The 14,782-nt window shown below is 64.6% G+C and carries 15 protein-coding genes and 2 riboswitches; of the genes, 8 read left to right on the forward strand and 7 right to left on the reverse strand.

Going from position 1 to position 14,782, the window contains the following annotated elements:
* Nucleotides 1–28: 28 nt before the first annotated feature.
* Nucleotides 29–262, reverse strand: coding sequence for a DUF1010 domain-containing protein (locus MJ602_RS15170; protein WP_341474767.1), 234 nt, complete (start codon nt 260–262; stop codon nt 29–31).
* A gap of 136 nt (nt 263–398) precedes the next feature.
* Here MJ602_RS15170 and MJ602_RS15175 point away from each other — a divergent pair, with 136 nt between their 5' ends.
* Entirely contained in the window at nt 399–1,460 is a 1,062-nt protein-coding gene (locus tag MJ602_RS15175) for an integron integrase (RefSeq protein ID WP_243021635.1), read from the forward strand.
* Between the two features lie 70 nt (nt 1,461–1,530).
* Here the strand turns inward: MJ602_RS15175 and gcvP are convergent, their stop codons facing one another.
* The 3 genes from gcvP to gcvT all read right to left on the reverse strand — a co-directional run bounded on the left by gcvP (nt 1,531) and on the right by gcvT (nt 6,123).
* Nucleotides 1,531–4,425 carry an aminomethyl-transferring glycine dehydrogenase gene (gene gcvP / locus MJ602_RS15180; RefSeq protein ID WP_243021636.1) on the reverse strand — a complete coding sequence of 965 codons (2,895 nt, stop codon included), beginning with the start codon at nt 4,423–4,425 and terminating at the stop codon, nt 1,531–1,533.
* 131 nt (nt 4,426–4,556) lie between these two features.
* A complete protein-coding gene (gcvH, locus tag MJ602_RS15185; protein ID WP_162016116.1) occupies nt 4,557–4,931 on the reverse strand; it encodes a glycine cleavage system protein GcvH in 375 nt (124 codons plus the stop codon).
* A gap of 55 nt (nt 4,932–4,986) precedes the next feature.
* Nucleotides 4,987–6,123 (reverse strand): glycine cleavage system aminomethyltransferase GcvT, encoded by a 1,137-nt coding sequence (gene gcvT, locus MJ602_RS15190; protein WP_243021637.1) that lies wholly within the window; start codon nt 6,121–6,123, stop codon nt 4,987–4,989.
* A gap of 44 nt (nt 6,124–6,167) precedes the next feature.
* Nucleotides 6,168–6,291: riboswitch (glycine riboswitch) on the reverse strand.
* 13 nt (nt 6,292–6,304) lie between these two features.
* Nucleotides 6,305–6,403, reverse strand: a riboswitch (glycine riboswitch).
* A 253-nt stretch (nt 6,404–6,656) separates the two neighbouring features.
* Between gcvT and MJ602_RS15195 the strand changes: the two genes are divergently transcribed.
* Entirely contained in the window at nt 6,657–7,115 is a 459-nt protein-coding gene (locus MJ602_RS15195; protein ID WP_243021638.1) for an Lrp/AsnC family transcriptional regulator, read from the forward strand.
* A gap of 61 nt (nt 7,116–7,176) precedes the next feature.
* Here MJ602_RS15195 and MJ602_RS15200 read toward each other — a convergent pair whose 3' ends face one another.
* Entirely contained in the window at nt 7,177–8,865 is a 1,689-nt protein-coding gene (locus tag MJ602_RS15200) for an electron transfer flavoprotein-ubiquinone oxidoreductase (RefSeq protein ID WP_243021639.1), read from the reverse strand.
* Between the two features lie 142 nt (nt 8,866–9,007).
* On the opposite strand from MJ602_RS15200, the gene MJ602_RS15205 reads away from it, so the two are divergent.
* Together MJ602_RS15205 and MJ602_RS15210 are read left to right on the forward strand one after the other, a co-directional pair.
* Nucleotides 9,008–9,790, forward strand: a complete 783-nt coding sequence (locus MJ602_RS15205; RefSeq protein ID WP_162016122.1) for an SDR family oxidoreductase — start codon at nt 9,008–9,010, stop codon at nt 9,788–9,790.
* Nucleotides 9,787–10,209, forward strand: a complete 423-nt coding sequence (locus MJ602_RS15210) for an acyl-CoA thioesterase (RefSeq protein WP_162016123.1) — start codon at nt 9,787–9,789, stop codon at nt 10,207–10,209. The genes MJ602_RS15205 and MJ602_RS15210 overlap by 4 nt, the downstream gene beginning before the upstream one ends.
* Nucleotides 10,210–10,273: 64 nt before the next feature.
* On the opposite strand, the gene MJ602_RS15215 is transcribed toward MJ602_RS15210, so the two are convergent.
* Complete coding sequence (locus MJ602_RS15215) at nt 10,274–10,849, reverse strand: peroxidase-related enzyme (protein WP_243021678.1); 576 nt, start codon at nt 10,847–10,849, stop codon at nt 10,274–10,276.
* A gap of 91 nt (nt 10,850–10,940) precedes the next feature.
* On the opposite strand from MJ602_RS15215, the gene pcaC reads away from it, so the two are divergent.
* Nucleotides 10,941–11,330, forward strand: coding sequence for a 4-carboxymuconolactone decarboxylase (gene pcaC, locus MJ602_RS15220; protein ID WP_243021640.1), 390 nt, complete (start codon nt 10,941–10,943; stop codon nt 11,328–11,330).
* Nucleotides 11,331–11,368: 38 nt separating this feature from the next.
* Here pcaC and MJ602_RS15225 read toward each other — a convergent pair whose 3' ends face one another.
* The gene (locus MJ602_RS15225) at nt 11,369–11,914 is read right to left on the reverse strand and encodes a PAS and helix-turn-helix domain-containing protein (RefSeq protein WP_162016125.1); all 546 of its coding nucleotides are present in this window, start codon (nt 11,912–11,914) and stop codon (nt 11,369–11,371) included.
* Between the two features lie 76 nt (nt 11,915–11,990).
* Here MJ602_RS15225 and MJ602_RS15230 point away from each other — a divergent pair, with 76 nt between their 5' ends.
* The 3 genes from MJ602_RS15230 (at nt 11,991) to MJ602_RS15240 (ending at nt 14,776) form a co-directional block, all read left to right on the forward strand.
* Nucleotides 11,991–12,695: a 3-oxoacid CoA-transferase subunit A gene (locus tag MJ602_RS15230; protein WP_162016126.1), complete on the forward strand. Its 705-nt coding sequence runs from the start codon at nt 11,991–11,993 to the stop codon at nt 12,693–12,695.
* Nucleotides 12,696–12,705: 10 nt separating this feature from the next.
* Nucleotides 12,706–13,347 carry a 3-oxoacid CoA-transferase subunit B gene (locus MJ602_RS15235; protein ID WP_243021641.1) on the forward strand — a complete coding sequence of 214 codons (642 nt, stop codon included), beginning with the start codon at nt 12,706–12,708 and terminating at the stop codon, nt 13,345–13,347.
* 109 nt (nt 13,348–13,456) lie between these two features.
* A complete protein-coding gene (locus MJ602_RS15240; RefSeq protein WP_243021642.1) occupies nt 13,457–14,776 on the forward strand; it encodes an HD-GYP domain-containing protein in 1,320 nt (439 codons plus the stop codon).
* The last annotated feature ends 6 nt before the right edge of the window (nt 14,777–14,782 follow it).

Raw genomic sequence — 14,782 nt, forward strand, 5'->3', positions numbered from 1 at the left:
GGTTCTTTACCCCTTGGTCCCCAATCGGTCAGGCTCTTGCTGTTGTGGGGGAGTCCATATACGCAGAGTTAGACCCGAAGGCCAAGAAGGGGCGCCCAGCCTTGGAGAGGGGCGCAGCCCACGCAAAAGCGCTGGGCCACCGAAGCGGCGCAGCGCTGCAAGAACGATAGCTGCCCGCGCTTGCTGCACAAGCGCTGGACGCCAAAAAGGCTTGAAAGCCCTGCGAACGGGGCGAAGCGCTGGAATGCATGGCTGCGCGCATAGAGCGTCTGATGGGACTAACTAGAATTAGACGATAGCCATCGTAAGCAAGTTGGTCTGCCAAAACAAGATGTATCGATTGGTACACAGGGATAGTACCGAGATGATGATGTTTAGGCAAACCTAAAATTTTCCGGATGACATCGTCTTCAGATTATCCTGCACCCGCTGCACCCGCTGCACCCGCTGCACCCGCTGCACCTGCCGCGTCGGGGATCGCGCCAGCGCCCAAGCTGCTGGATCGTTTGCGTGATCATCTGCGCACGCGCCATTACAGCATTCGCACCGAGACGGCTTATGTCGATTGGGCGCGGCGCTTTATCCTGTTTCACGGCAAGCGCCATCCGCAAGAGATGGGCGCTGTGGAGGTGGAAGCTTTTTTGACGCATCTGGCAGTGCAGCGCCAGGTGTCTGCATCAACCCAGAACCAGGCCAAGGCTGCGATTTTGTATCTGTATAAACAGGTGCTGGGTGTGGATTTGCCTTGGTTGGACGGTGTGGTGCAGGCGAAGGCGCCCAGGCGCCTGCCGGTGGTGCTGACGGCCACCGAGGTGCGTACGTTGTTGTTGCACATGCAGGGCACGACCGGGCTGATTGCGCAGTTGCTGTATGGCACGGGTATGCGCTTGCTCGAAGCCCTGCGCCTGCGCGTCAAGGATGTGGAATTTGCCCGGCGCGAAATTGTGATTCGCGAAGGCAAAGGCAACAAAGACCGCATCACCGTGCTGCCCGAAAACCTGATCCAGCCTTTGCAGCAGCAATTGCAAAAGGCGCGGGCGCTGCACGAAAAGGATATCGAGGCGGGTTTTGGCCGTGTGCATTTGCCGCATGCACTGGCGGTGAAGTACGCCAACGCAGATCGCAGCTGGGCCTGGCAATGGGTGTTTCCGTCGCCGGTGCGCTCCGTTGATCCGCGCCCCGATGCGGTGACGGGCGCTTTGCTGGAGCGGCGCCACCATGTGTACCCGGAGTCGGTGCAGCGCGCGGTGCGCGAGGCAGCCCGGCTGGCGCAGATCGACAAGCCGGTCAGTCCGCATGTGCTGCGCCATTCCTTTGCCACGCATTTGCTGCAGGCGGGCTACGACATCCGTACGGTGCAGGAGCTGCTGGGCCATGCCGATGTGAGCACCACCATGGTTTACACGCATGTGCTCAACAAGGGCGGGCGCGGGGTGCTCAGCCCGCTCGATGCGCTGTAAAGCACAAAGGCCCGTGACCGGGCCTTTGTTTTCATCAAGCAGCGCCACCCCGGCGCTGCATCAGCGCGCTTTACGCCAGCTCGCTCACCGGCACGCAGCTGCAGAACAGGTTGCGGTCGCCGTACACGTTGTCCACGCGGCCCACGGGGGACCAGTACTTGGCCTGGCGCAGCGCGGCCACGGGGTAGGCGGCGGCCTCGCGGGTGTAGGGGCGGGTCCATTCGGCGCCCAACAGGCTCTCGGCCGTGTGCGGTGCGTTTTTCAGCGGGTTGTTGTCCTGCGGCCAGGCGCCGGTTTCCACCTGGCGGATTTCCTCGCGGATGGCGATCATCGCGTCGATGAAGCGGTCGATCTCGAACAGCGTCTCGCTCTCGGTGGGCTCGACCATCAGCGTGTTGGCCACGGGGAAGCTCAGGGTGGGGGCGTGGAAGCCGTAGTCGATCAGGCGCTTGGCCACGTCCTCGGCCATCACGCCGCTGGTCTCCTTGAGTTGGCGCAGGTCGAGGATGCACTCGTGCGCCACATGGCCGTTGCTTGACGCGTACAGCGTGGGGTAGTGGTCCTTGAGGCGCGCGCTGATGTAGTTGGCGCTGAGGATGGCCACCTCGGTGGCGGCCTGCAGGCCCTCGGCGCCCATCATGCGGATGTACATCCAGCTGATCGGCAGCACGGCGGCGTTGCCCAGCGGCGCGGCAGAAACGGCGCCCACCGTGGCGGACTGACCGGCCGTGGCATGGCCGGGCAGGTAGGGCACGAGGTCTGCCACCACGCACACGGGGCCGACGCCGGGGCCGCCGCCGCCGTGCGGGATGCAGAAGGTCTTGTGCAGGTTCAGGTGGCTCACGTCGCCGCCAAATTCGCCGGGGGCGGCCACGCCCACCAGGGCGTTCATGTTGGCGCCGTCCACGTACACGCGGCCGCCATGGCTGTGCACGAGCTGGCACAGCTCCTTGACCTGCGTCTCGAACACGCCATGCGTGCTGGGGTAGGTGATCATCACGCAGGCCAGGTTCTGGCTGTGCTGTTCGCACTTGGCCTGCAGGTCGGCCATGTCCACGTTGCCGTTTTCGTCGCACTTGGTCACCACCACCTGCATGCCCACCATCTGGGCGCTGGCGGGGTTGGTGCCGTGCGCGCTGCTTGGGATCAGGCAGATGTTGCGGTGCGCGTGGCCCTGGGCCGCGTGGTAGGCCTTGATGGCCAGCAGGCCGGCGTATTCGCCCTGGCTGCCTGCGTTGGGCTGCAGGCTGATGCCCGCGTAGCCCGTGGCCTGGCACAGCCAGGCGCGCAGTTGCTCGTCGAGCAGGCGGTAGCCTTCGAGCTGGTCGGCCGGCGCGAACGGGTGCACGTTGGCGAACTCGGGCCAGGTGATCGGGATCATCTCGCTCGTGGCGTTGAGCTTCATGGTGCACGAGCCCAGCGGGATCATGGTGCGGTCGAGCGCCAGATCCTTGTCGGACAGCTGGCGGATGTAGCGCAGCATGCCGGTTTCGCTGTGGTGCGTGTTGAACACCGGGTGCGTGAGGTAGCGGCTGGCGCGGCGCAGGCTGGCCGGAATGAGGTCGGGCGCGCTGGCGGCGAGCTGCTCCACCGTGGGTTGCGTGGCCGTGGGCGCGAAGGTGCGCCAGAGCAGGGCCAGGTCGTCGCGCGTGGTGGTTTCGTCGAGCGACAGGGCCACGCACTGGCCGCGCAGCAGGCGCACATTGGCGCCGGCGTCCAGCGCGCGCTGCACCACGGCGCGGGCGGCGTCACTACTACCCAGGTCCATGGTCAGGGTGTCGAAGGCGGTGGCGTGCAGCGGCGTGAAGCCCAGTTGCTTGAGGCCTGCCGCCAGGATGGCGGTGTAGCGTGCCACGCGCTGGCCGATGCGCTTCAAGCCCTCGGGGCCGTGGTACACGGCGTACATGCTGGCGATGACGGCGGGCAGCACCTGCGCGGTGCAGATGTTGGAGGTGGCCTTCTCGCGGCGGATGTGCTGCTCGCGCGTCTGCAGCGCCAGGCGGTAGGCCGGCTTGCCGTGCACGTCCACGCTCACGCCCACCAGGCGGCCGGGCATGGAGCGCTTGAAGTCGTCGCGGCAGGCCATGTAGGCGGCGTGCGGGCCGCCCGCGCCCATGGGCATGCCAAAGCGCTGCGTGGTGCCGACCACGATGTCGGCGCCCATCTCGCCTGGGGTCTTGAGCAGCGTGAGCGCCAGCAGGTCGGCGGCCAGGATCAGCGCGGCGCCCTTGCCGTGGATGATGTCGGCGCTCATCTGCCAGTCGGCCAGCCAGCCGCTGGAGCCGGGGTACTGGTTGATGGCGGCAAAGTAGTCGTCCTGGCCGATGGCGGCCATCCATTCGTCGCCCGAGCGGACCACCTTGACTGTGAGGCCCAGCGGCGCGGCGCGCGTCTGGATGACCTCGATGGTCTGCGGGTGGCAGTCGCCGCTGACGATGAGGGTATTGCCCTTGGCCTTGACCGAGCGCTTGGCCAGCGTCATGGCCTCGGCGGCGGCGGTGGCCTCGTCGAGCATGGAGGCGTTGGCAATCGGCATGCCGGTGAGGTCGCACACCATGGTCTGGAAGTTGACCAGCGCCTCCATGCGGCCCTGCGAGATTTCGGCCTGGTAGGGCGTGTAGGCCGTGTACCAGGCGGGGTTCTCCAGGATGTTGCGCAGGATCACGCCGGGCGTGTGCGTGCCGTAGTAGCCCTGGCCGATGAAGCTCTTGAGCAGCTTGTTCTTGGAGGCGATCGCCTTGAGCTCGGCCAGCGCGGCGTTCTCGGTGGCCGGGGCCGGCAGGTCCATGGCCTGGCCGCGCGCGATGGAGCGCGGCACGATGCCGTCGATGAGGGCGCGGCGCGAGGCCTCGCCGATCACCGACAGCATGTGCGCTTCGTCGGCCGCGTCGATGCCGATGTGGCGGGGCAGGAACTCGGTGGTGTTTTCGAGTGCGGACAAGGGCAGGGCGGCGGGCATCTGCATGGCGGAACCAGTCTGGAGTGCTATTGAAATAGGAGCTGCTTGCGCCCGAATTCAGGCGGATTCAAATATTTTTGTATCTGAATGCGCCTGAATGCGTGCGCTGGCTGCTATGGTTTTTAAAGCCGGTGCGCTCAGGCGCTGGCAGAGAAGCTCGAATACGCGGTCTCGTCCATCAGGCCGTCGAGCTGGGCGGGCTCGGACAGCTTGACCTTGAAGAACCAGCCCGCGCCCAGCGGGTCGGAGTTGGCCAGCGACGGGTCGGCGCGCAGTGCCTCGTTCACTTCCACCACCTCGCCCGAAACGGGCATGTACACATCGGCAGCAGCCTTCACGGACTCGACCACACCGGCCACGTCGCCCTGGGCAAACGTGGTGCCCACGGCGGGCAAGTCCACGAACACCACGTCACCCAGGGCGTCCTGGGCGTGCAGCGTGATGCCGACCACGGCAGCGTTGGCATCAGCGGCGTTGATCCACTCGTGGTCTTTGGAATATTTGATGGTCATGGGAAAAGCTCCTGAAAGATGAAGGGAATCCGGAATGTAGCCTGCGCCAGGGGCGTTAGCCGCGGTAGTAGCGCGTGGGCACGAAGGGGGTGGCGCAGACCTCCATGGGCACGGCCTTGCTGCGCACGATGGCGTTGACGCGCGTGCCAACGGCGGCATGCTGGGCGTCCACATAGGCCAGGGCAATGGGTTTGTCGAAGCTCGGGCCGAGCAGGCCGCTGGTGACCTCGCCGATCTTCTGGCCGCCTTCGCTCTGCAGTTCGGTGTGCTCGCGCACGGGCACGCGCTCCAGGGCCACGAGGCCGACACGCTTGCGTGCCACGCTGGCGGGGTTGTCGAGCTGGGCCAGCACCTTGTCGGCACCGGGGAAGCCGCCGGCGCGCGCGCCGCCGGTGCGGCGCACCTTTTGCATGGCCCAGTTCAGCGCGGCCTCCACGGGCGTGGTGGTGGTGTCGATGTCGTTGCCGTAGAGGCACAGGCCGGCCTCCAGGCGCAGCGAGTTGCGTGCGCCCAGCCCGATGGGCTTGACCTCCGGTTGGGCCAGCAGCGCGCGCGCCAGGGTGTCGGCCTGCGCGGCGGGCACGGAGATCTCGAAGCCGTCTTCGCCGGTGTAGCCGCTGCGCGTAACGAAGCAGTCGCAGCCCGCGATCGTGAACTGGCCGCCGGTCATGAACACCAGCTTTTCCACGCCGGGCGCCAGGCGTGCCAGGGCCGTGGCGGCCTGCGGGCCCTGCAGGGCGAGCAGGGCATGGTCGGGCAGCGGAACCACCTGGCAGCGCTGGCCGATGCGCGCCTGGATGTGGGCGATGTCGCCCACCTTGCAGGCGCCGTTGACGATGACGAACAGCTCGTCCTGCGCCATGCGGAAGAACATCAGGTCGTCGATGATGCCGCCCTCGTCGTTCAGCAGCAGGCCGTAGCGCTGTTTGCCCACGGGCAGGTCGATCACGTCCACGGGCATCAGGCTTTCAAATGCGGCGGCGGCATCGGGGCCGACCAGGCGCAGCTGGCCCATGTGCGACACATCGAACAGGCCTGCGGCCTGGCGGGTGTGCAGGTGCTCGGCCATGAGCCCTGCGGGGTACTGCACGGGCATGGAGTAACCGGCGAACGGCACCATGCGGGCGCCCAGTTCGATGTGCAGCGCGTTGAGGGGCGTGGTGAGCAGGGGGGCGGCGGCAGGTGCGGACATAAGAACTCCAGGGCAAATGGGGGCCGTGGCACCAATGCCACGGGATTTGCCCTGCTGTCCGCTTTACCTGAGAGATTCACCGCTGCGCCCTGGCTGGCCCGCGCGGCTTGCTCCTTCGGTGGGTGGCCTGTGCGTTGCGCGCGGCCACCTCTCTCCAGCAAGGGAACGCCCGCATCCCTGCGGGCGGTTGCCAGTCCTTTTGCCTGAGCGTTCGGCGGGTGCCTGCGCCTTCGGCGGTGCTGCTCGCGGGTGGCGGAGCACTCTCTCCTGACGAAGGCGCGATTCTACCTGCAATGCCCGCCGCACCGCAGGGATTTTTGTCTGCGTCGGCCCCGGTGCAGGCCCCCAAAAGCAAGCGCCCCGACTGGCGGTAACCAGCCGGGGCCTTGGCATTTCATGCGTTCCGGTAAGAGCGCCTTGATGCAGCAAAGTATGCCAGGGGGTTGGCAGGCAAATTTGCTTTGTTTCCAGTAAATAGCCTTTGTTACAGCAAAATTTGCTCTCATGGCGTTGTGTGCAGAATAATCCGTGGCATGGACCGACTCGACAAAAAAATCCTCGCCGTACTGCAGGCCAACGCCCGCGCCAGCCTGCAAGAGATTGGCCAGGCCGTGGGCCTGAGCCCATCGCCCTGCTGGAGCCGCATCAAGAAGATGGAGGAGTCCGGGGTGATCGAGGGCTACACCGTGCGCCTCAACCCCCAGGCGCTGGATCTGGCCGACACCGTGCTGGTGCAGGTCACGCTCGACAGCCATTCCGACAACACGCTGGAGAAATTCGGCGAAACGCTGGCCAGCATTCCCGAGGTGATCGAGGCGCACCTGGTGTCGGGCGACTACGACTATCTGCTGCGTGTGGTGGTCAAGGACACGCGCGACTATGAGCGCCTGCTGCGCGAGAAGCTCTACAAGATCAAGGGCATTCGCCACAGCCGTTCCAGCTTTGTGCTGCGCACGCTGAAAAAAGCGGATCTGCCGTTGTCCGCTGTTTGAAATTCCAATAAAAAGGGCCTGCAACGCAGGCCCCTTCAGCGCGAAGCGCTATGGTTTTTGATTACATGCCCGAGTAATTCGGCCCCCCGCCCCCCTCGGGCGTGACCCACACGATGTTCTGCGTCGGGTCCTTGATGTCGCAGGTCTTGCAGTGCACGCAGTTCTGCGCGTTGATCTGCAGGCGCTTGTCGCTGCCTTCGCCCACAAACTCGTACACCCCGGCCGGGCAGTAGCGTGCCTCGGGGCCTGCGTATTGGGCCAGGTTGATCTTCACCGGCACGCTGGCGTCCTTGAGCGTCAGGTGCGCCGGTTGGTTCTCTTCGTGGTTGGTGTTGCTGATGAACACGCTGCTCAAGCGGTCGAAGGTCAGCTTGCCGTCGGGCTTGGGGTACTCGATGGGCTTGCACTCGCTGGCGGGCTTGAGGTACTGGTGGTCGGCCTTGTCACGGTGCAGCGTCCAGGGCATGTGCCCGCGCAGCACGAACTGCTCGAAGCCGTTCATCAGCGTGGCGGTGGTCAGGCCGTACTTGAACCAGTTCTTGAAATTGCGGTCCTTGTTCAGCTCGGTGTAGAGCCAGCTTTCCTCGAAGGCCTTGGGGTAGGCGCTGAGTTCGTCGTGCTGGCGCCCAGCCGTGACGGCCTCGTAGGCGGCTTCGCCTGCGAGCATGCCGGTCTTGATGGCAGCGTGGCTGCCCTTGATGCGGCTGACATTGAGGTAGCCCGCGTCGCAGCCGATGAGCGCGCCGCCGGGGAACACGGTCTTGGGCAGGGAGTTCAGGCCGCTGGCGTTGATGGCGCGCGCGCCATAGGACAGGCGCTTGGCGGTGACTTCGCCCTGCTCGTTCTCGAAGTAGTAGCGGATGTTGGGGTGGGTCTTCCAGCGCTGGAATTCCTCGAACGGGCTCAGGTAGGGGTTGGTGTAGCCCAGGCCGGTGACGAAGCCCACGGCCACCTTGTTGCCTTCCAGGTGGTACAGGAAGGCGCCGCCGTAGGTGTCGTTCTCCATGGGCCAGCCGGCGGTGTGCATCACAAAGCCGGGCTGGTGTTTCTTGGGGTCGATTTCCCACAGTTCCTTGATGCCGATGCCAAAGCTCTGCGGGTCGCGCCCTGCGTCGAGCTGGTACTTGGCGATGACTTGTTTGCCCAGGTGGCCGCGTGCGCCTTCGGCAAAGATGGTGTATTTGCCCAGCAGTTCCATGCCGAGCTGGAAGTTGTCGGTGGGCTCGCCGTCCTTGCCGATGCCCATATTGCCGGTGGCCACGCCCTTGACGGAACCGTCATCGTTGTAGAGCACTTCGGCGGCGGTGAAGCCGGGGAAGATTTCCACGCCCAGGGCCTCGGCCTGTTCGCCCAGCCACTTGGTGACCGCGCCCAGGCTGACGATGTAGTTGCCGTGGTTGTGCGCAAACGGCGGCAGGAACATGTTGGGCACGCGAAAGGCCGAGCGCTCGCTCAAAAAGCTGTAGGCGTCGTCGGTGACGGGCTGGTTCAGGGGGGCGCCTTTTTCCTTCCAGTCGGGGATGAGTTCGGTCAGCGCCTTGGGGTCCATGATGGCGCCCGAGAGGATGTGCGCGCCGGGCTCCGAGCCTTTTTCCAGCACCACGACCGAGACGTCCTGGCCGCGCTCTGCTGCCAGTTGCTTGATGCGGATCGCTGTGGACAGGCCCCCTGGGCCCCCACCAACGACCACCACGTCGTATTCCATGGACTCGCGGGGGCCAAACTGGGCGAGGATTTCTTCGTTTGTCATGTGCTTCTCGTCGGGCGTTTGATAATGGGGCAGATTGTCTGCAAACAGGGGGCACAGCCACTGTCCGGCGGGTGACTGATTGTATGCAAGGAATACAGACAATCGAACGACCGTTCTATTTTGTTCAGTGGAGGGACTCTAAATGGCCTACAACATCGATCTGTCCGGTCGCATTGCCTTTGTTACCGGCGCGTCCAGCGGCCTGGGTGCGCAGTTTGCCCGAACCCTGGCACGTGCCGGCGCAGGGGTGGTGCTGGCGAGCCGCCGTATCGAAAAACTCAAGGAGCTGCGCGCACGCATCGAAGGCGAGGGCGGCGACGCCCATGTGGTCGAACTGGACGTGACCGATCACGACTCCATCAAGGCCGCCGTGGCGCACGCCGAGACCGAAATGGGCTCGATCGACATTCTGGTCAACAACTCGGGCGTGAGCACCACGCAGCGCCTGCAGGATGTCGCGCCGGAGGACTACGACTACGTCTTCGACACCAACGTCAAGGGCGCGTTCTTCGTCGCGCAAGAGGTGGGCAAGCGCATGCTGGCGCGCTCGCAGGGCGCGGCGCCGGGCAGCTTTACCGGTGGGCGCATCATCAACGTGGCGTCCATGGCGGGGCTCAAGGTGCTGCCGCAGATTGGGGTGTACTGCATGAGCAAGGCCGCCGTGGTGCACATGACGCGCGCCATGGCCATGGAGTGGGGGCGCTTTGGCATCAACACCAACGCCGTCTGCCCCGGCTACATCGACACCGAGATCAACCACCACCACTGGAACACCGAGCAGGGCAAGAAGCTCATGGCCATGCTGCCGCGCAAGCGTGTGGGCCAGCCGCAGGATCTGGATGCGCTCATCGTCATGCTGGCCAGCGACCAGAGCCACTTCATCAACGGCGCCATCATTGCGGCGGACGACGGATTCGCGGTATGAAGATTGCGCTACCCGAGCAGCGCAAGCTGGTGCATGACATGGTGCTGTCCATTCGCTGGGGCGACATGGACGCCATGGGGCACGTGAACAACACGGTGTATTTCCGCTACATGGAGACGGTGCGCATCGAGTGGATGCGTGCCGTGGGATGCGACCCCGACCCGCAAGGACAGGGGCCGGTCATCGTCAACGCTTTCTGCAACTTCTACCGGCAACTCGAATACCCGGGCGATGTGCGGGTCAAGCTGTATGTCAGCGACCCTGGGCGCACCACCTTCGAGACCTGGTGCACCATGGAGCGCACCGATCAGCCCGGCGTGGTCTGCGCCGAAGGCGGGGCCACCACCATCTGGGTGGACTTTCCGCAGCAAAAAGCCGAGACCCTGCCCGACTGGATGCGGGCACTGGTGACCCCGTGATTTGAAGCATTTTTGGCTACTAGCGCCCTGAAATAGGGCGCTAGTAGCTATCAAATAAATAGCATCACTTCTGCCTGGGCACCCGGCCCATCAGGTAGAACTCGGGGTTGGGCTGCATGCCTGCAAAACTGGCCATGCGGTTGGACAGACCAAAGAAAGCCGTGATGGCGGCGATGTCCCAGATGTCCTCATCGTCCAGGCCGTGGGCGTGCAGGGCGCTGAAGTCGGCGTCCTCGATTTCGTGCGAGCGCAGGCACACCTTCATGGCGAAGTCGAGCATGGCGCGTTGGCGCGGCGTGATGTCGGCCTTGCGGTGGTTCACGGCCACCTGGTCGGCCACCATCGGCTTCTTCTCGTAGATGCGCAGGATGGCGCCATGCGCCACCACGCAGTACAGGCACTGGTTGGCGGCGCTGGTGGCGGTCACGATCATTTCGCGGTCGCCCTTGGTCAGATTGCCTTCCTCCTTGAGCATCAGGGCATCGTGGTAGGCAAAAAAGGCGCGCCACTCCGCGGGTCGGCGGGCAAATGCCAGAAACACGTTGGGAATGAAACCCGCCTTTTCCTGCACCTCCAGGATGCGGGTGCGGATGTCTTCGGGCAGGTCGTCCAGTGCGGGGAAGGGGTAGCGTGGGCTCATGGTGGTCGTGTGCTTCAAGGTGAGGGGGAAAGAAACCATGATACGTTTCCTGCCGAATCATCCCACCCAAAAACCATAGGAACACAGCACCATGAACGCAGCACAGCAGCAGCAATACGACCAGGGCCTGACCACGCGCAAGCAGGTCATGGGCGAGGACTTTGTGGCCCGCGCCCTGGCCGGGATCACACCGTTCACCGCACCCATCCAGGAGCACATCACGCGCGCGGCCTGGGGCGACGTGTGGCAGCGCGACGGCCTGGACCGCAAGACACGCAGCCTGGTCACTGTGGCCATGCTCACGGCCCTGGGGCGCCCGCACGAGCTCAAGGGCCATGTGCGCGGGGCGCTGAACAATGGTGCCTCGGTGCAGGAAATCCAGGAAGTGCTGCTGCACGCGGCCATTTACTGCGGCGTGCCGTCAGCGGTGGATGCGTTTCGCACCGCCGCCGAGGTGGTGGAGCCCGCAGTGCCGCGCTGAGGTTCCACAGCACAGGGCCGCAGGCGCTGCGGCGCGGTTTACGCGCCCGCCAGCAGCTTGTGCACCAGGTCGGCCGCGGTGGAGGCGCCGTACTTGCGCATGAGCCGGGCGCGGTAGATCTCCACCGTGCGGTGGCTGATGCCCAGGGCCTTGCCGATCTCCTTGGACGTAAGCCCTTCGAGCACGCGCGCCGCCACTTCGCGCTCGCGCCCCGTCAGCTCTGCCTTGACGGGGCGCTGCGAGCTCAAATCCTCGAAGCTCCAGATGCCCGAGGCGTGCGGCGCCTCGCGGTTGAGGGCGCGGCCCGATACATGGCACCAAAACAGCTCGCCGCTCGCGCGCTTCATGATGCGGTTGTCCGCATACCAGCCCTTGGCGTTGAGGATGGGCGCCATGCGCGCACCCAGGCGCTCGTACTCCTCGGCGCTGGGGTAGAGCATCTGGAACGACTGGCCCAACAGCAGTTCGCGCGAGCAGCCGAACATCTCGCACACATGGGCGTTGCAGTCCACCATGGTGCGGTTGCGCGACAGGATCAGCCCCACAGGCGCCAGTTCGAAGGCAAGGCGGTAATCCACATCCATAGTGCAAATCTTTACGGAAAACTACTTAATCAAATAAGTAGTATCGTAGCGCATCCCTACTGATGAGGAGACTCTCGTGAACAAGGTATTTCCTTCGGCGGCCGCGGCCCTTGAGGGCGTGGTGGCAGACGGCCAGTTGCTGGCCGTGGGTGGTTTCGGGTTGTGCGGCATTCCCGAGGCACTGATCGATGCGCTGCGCGATTCGGGGGTGAAGAACCTCACCGTCATCTCCAACAACGCCGGTGTCGATGGTTTCGGCCTGGGCAAACTGCTGGAGACGCGCCAGATCAAGAAGATGATCTCCAGCTACGTGGGCGAGAACAAGGAGTTCGAGCGCCAATACCTGGCGGGCGAGTTGGAGCTGGAATTCACCCCCCAGGGCACGCTGGCAGAAAAGCTGCGTGCGGGTGGCGCGGGCATCCCGGCCTTCTTCACCAAGACCGGCGTGGGCACCCTGGTGGCCGACGGCAAGGAACTGCGCGAATTCGACGGCGAAACCTATGTGATGGAACGCGCCCTGGTGCCCGAGGTGGCGCTCATCAAGGCCGACGTGGCCGACATGTCGGGCAACCTGCGCTTTCACCTGACGGCGCGCAACTTCAACCCTGCTGCGGCCATGGCCGGCAAGATCTGCATCGTCGAGGTGGAACGCGTCGTTGCCACGGGCGACATTGCACCCGACGACGTGCACCTGCCCGGCATCTACGTGCACCGCATCGTGCACAACCCCACGCCTGAAAAGCGCATCGAAAAGCGCACCACCCGCGACCGCAAAGTGTGAGGAGAACACCATGCCCTGGACCCAAGACCAAATGGCGGCGCGTGCCGCACAGGAACTGCAGGACGGCTTCTATGTGAACCTGGGGATCGGCATCCCCACGCTGGTGGCCAACCACGTGCCCGACCACATCGAGGTGTGGCTGCAGAGCGAGAACGGCATGCTGGGTATCGGCCCCTTCCCCTACGAGGACGAGGTGGACGCAGACCTGATCAATGCCGGCAAGCAGACGGTGACCACCATCAAGGGCTCGTCGATCTTCGGCAGCCACGAGAGTTTCGCCATGATCCGTGGCGGCAAGATCAACCTGTCCATCCTGGGCGCCATGCAGGTCACCGACAAGGGCGACCTGGCCAACTGGATGATTCCCGGCAAGATGGTCAAGGGCATGGGCGGTGCCATGGACCTGGTGGCCGGCGTCAAGCGCGTGATCGTGCTCATGGAGCATGTGGCCAAGAAGAAGGACGGCACCGAAGACCTCAAGATCCTTCCGAAATGCACGTTGCCGCTCACGGGCCAGGGCGTGGTGGATCGCATCATCACCGACCTGGCGGTCATGGACGTGACCCCGCAAGGCCTCAAGGTGGTGGAGCTGGCACCGGAAGTGAGCCTGGAGTTCCTGCAGTCCAAGACCGGCGTGCCCTTGCTGGCTTGAGTCGGCTGCATTGCGTTGTGTCAACAAAGCCCGCCGATGCGGGCTTTGTTGCATTCAGATGGCGCCAAGCCTGCCGCTATAGTGCGCGCAGGCATCCCCGCAGTTTTTCATGACAGACCCATTGCTCGAGACCGGCGACAGTGTGCAGGACAGGCCCCATTACCTGCGCCGTGTGACGGACATGGCCGAGCGCTGTTCTGTGGTCACACAGGACGCGATTTACAGCGAAAGCGGCATCAAGCTGGTGGAAAAGGGCGCCTGCATTGACAGCCGCCTGTACGACCGCCTGGTGCAGCACAAGTTGCGCGAGCCATTGGATACGCACCTGTCGGTCGCCAACGCCGTGAATATGGAATCGCTGCAGCAAGCCGTCCGGCAGATGCTGGAGTCCGAACCCTTGCCATTGCTGCTGCGCAAGGCCTTGGGTGACGCGCAGCCATTGCTGGAGCCGCTGCGATCGCTGCCGCTGACACCGCCCGTCGCTTTCAAGCTGACGGTGCTGCGCGAGCAAATGCCCGACCTTTTCCTGCACAGCCTGCAAATGATGCTGGTGGCTTTGTATCTGGGGGTGCGCAGCGGTCTGGAGCCGCACCAGCTCACATCCCTGGCCGCTGCCGGGCTGTTGCACGATCTGGGTACCCTGCACATGGACCCCACCTGGCGCGATCCGAGCCACAAGGTGACCGGCCCGTCACGCAAGCATCTGGTGGCCCATCCCATCACTTCCATGCTGTTGGTGCGCGAGGCCGGAGTCTATGGCCGCGCCGTGGAGGTCGCGGTGCTGGAGCACCACGAACGCATGGATGGCTCGGGCTACCCTCGCGGCCTGGCGGGCCAAGACATCTCGCCCATGGGCCAGATCCTGCTGTTGTCCGTGCTGGTGACCGCGTTCTATGAAAAGTACCTGGACAGCCCCGCGCAGCAACTCTCTCTGGTGCTGCGCCTCAACCATCGCAAGTTTCCTGCGCCGCTGGTGGCCCATGTGTTGCCCCTTTTGACCGAAGAATCCAACGCCCAGTCTTCCCGCGCCTTGCCCCAGGGTGAGCAGATCCATAGCTTGGCGGACCAGTTGGCCAAGGCGTTTGTGCAGTGGGAGCAGGCCAAATCCCAGTGGTCGCAAGGGGGCGGACATGCGGCGGACCTGGGGCCGTTTGCCTATGTGGAGGAGGGCCTCCAAGCCCTCAAACGAGCGCTGACGGAAGCCGGTGCGCACCCTGACCACCACACCGTGTTGCTGGAGCATTTGCAAGGGGATGAGCAGGGCCTGGCGGAACTGGCCTACGTGCTGCGCGAGGCACTGTGGCAACTGGAGCACATCGTTTTCGGTTGTCAGCGGCGCTGGCATGCAGAACTCGAGCAGGGCTCCAGCCCTGGGGCCGTCGCTGCAGCGCAGTGGTGTGACTGGGTCCGCTGTCTTCAATCGGGGTAGGTGTGT

The sequence above is a fragment of the Simplicispira sedimenti genome (genome assembly GCF_022760965.1).
Lineage (GTDB): Bacteria > Pseudomonadota > Gammaproteobacteria > Burkholderiales > Burkholderiaceae_C > Simplicispira > Simplicispira sedimenti.

Coding starts and splice junctions, on each gene's coding strand:
- MJ602_RS15225 (WP_162016125.1), bottom strand. CDS start 11,914: ATGGATGTGGATTACCGCCTTGCCTTCGAACTGGCGCCTGTGGGGCTG.
- MJ602_RS15205 (WP_162016122.1), top strand. CDS start 9,008: ATGGCCTACAACATCGATCTGTCCGGTCGCATTGCCTTTGTTACCGGC.
- MJ602_RS15235 (WP_243021641.1), top strand. CDS start 12,706: ATGCCCTGGACCCAAGACCAAATGGCGGCGCGTGCCGCACAGGAACTG.
- MJ602_RS15210 (WP_162016123.1), top strand. CDS start 9,787: ATGAAGATTGCGCTACCCGAGCAGCGCAAGCTGGTGCATGACATGGTG.
- MJ602_RS15200 (WP_243021639.1), bottom strand. CDS start 8,865: ATGACAAACGAAGAAATCCTCGCCCAGTTTGGCCCCCGCGAGTCCATG.
- gcvP (WP_243021636.1), bottom strand. CDS start 4,425: ATGCAGATGCCCGCCGCCCTGCCCTTGTCCGCACTCGAAAACACCACC.
- MJ602_RS15215 (WP_243021678.1), bottom strand. CDS start 10,849: ATGAGCCCACGCTACCCCTTCCCCGCACTGGACGACCTGCCCGAAGAC.
- gcvT (WP_243021637.1), bottom strand. CDS start 6,123: ATGTCCGCACCTGCCGCCGCCCCCCTGCTCACCACGCCCCTCAACGCG.
- pcaC (WP_243021640.1), top strand. CDS start 10,941: ATGAACGCAGCACAGCAGCAGCAATACGACCAGGGCCTGACCACGCGC.
- MJ602_RS15175 (WP_243021635.1), top strand. CDS start 399: ATGACATCGTCTTCAGATTATCCTGCACCCGCTGCACCCGCTGCACCC.
- gcvH (WP_162016116.1), bottom strand. CDS start 4,931: ATGACCATCAAATATTCCAAAGACCACGAGTGGATCAACGCCGCTGAT.
- MJ602_RS15240 (WP_243021642.1), top strand. CDS start 13,457: ATGACAGACCCATTGCTCGAGACCGGCGACAGTGTGCAGGACAGGCCC.
- MJ602_RS15195 (WP_243021638.1), top strand. CDS start 6,657: ATGGACCGACTCGACAAAAAAATCCTCGCCGTACTGCAGGCCAACGCC.
- MJ602_RS15170 (WP_341474767.1), bottom strand. CDS start 262: ATGCGCGCAGCCATGCATTCCAGCGCTTCGCCCCGTTCGCAGGGCTTT.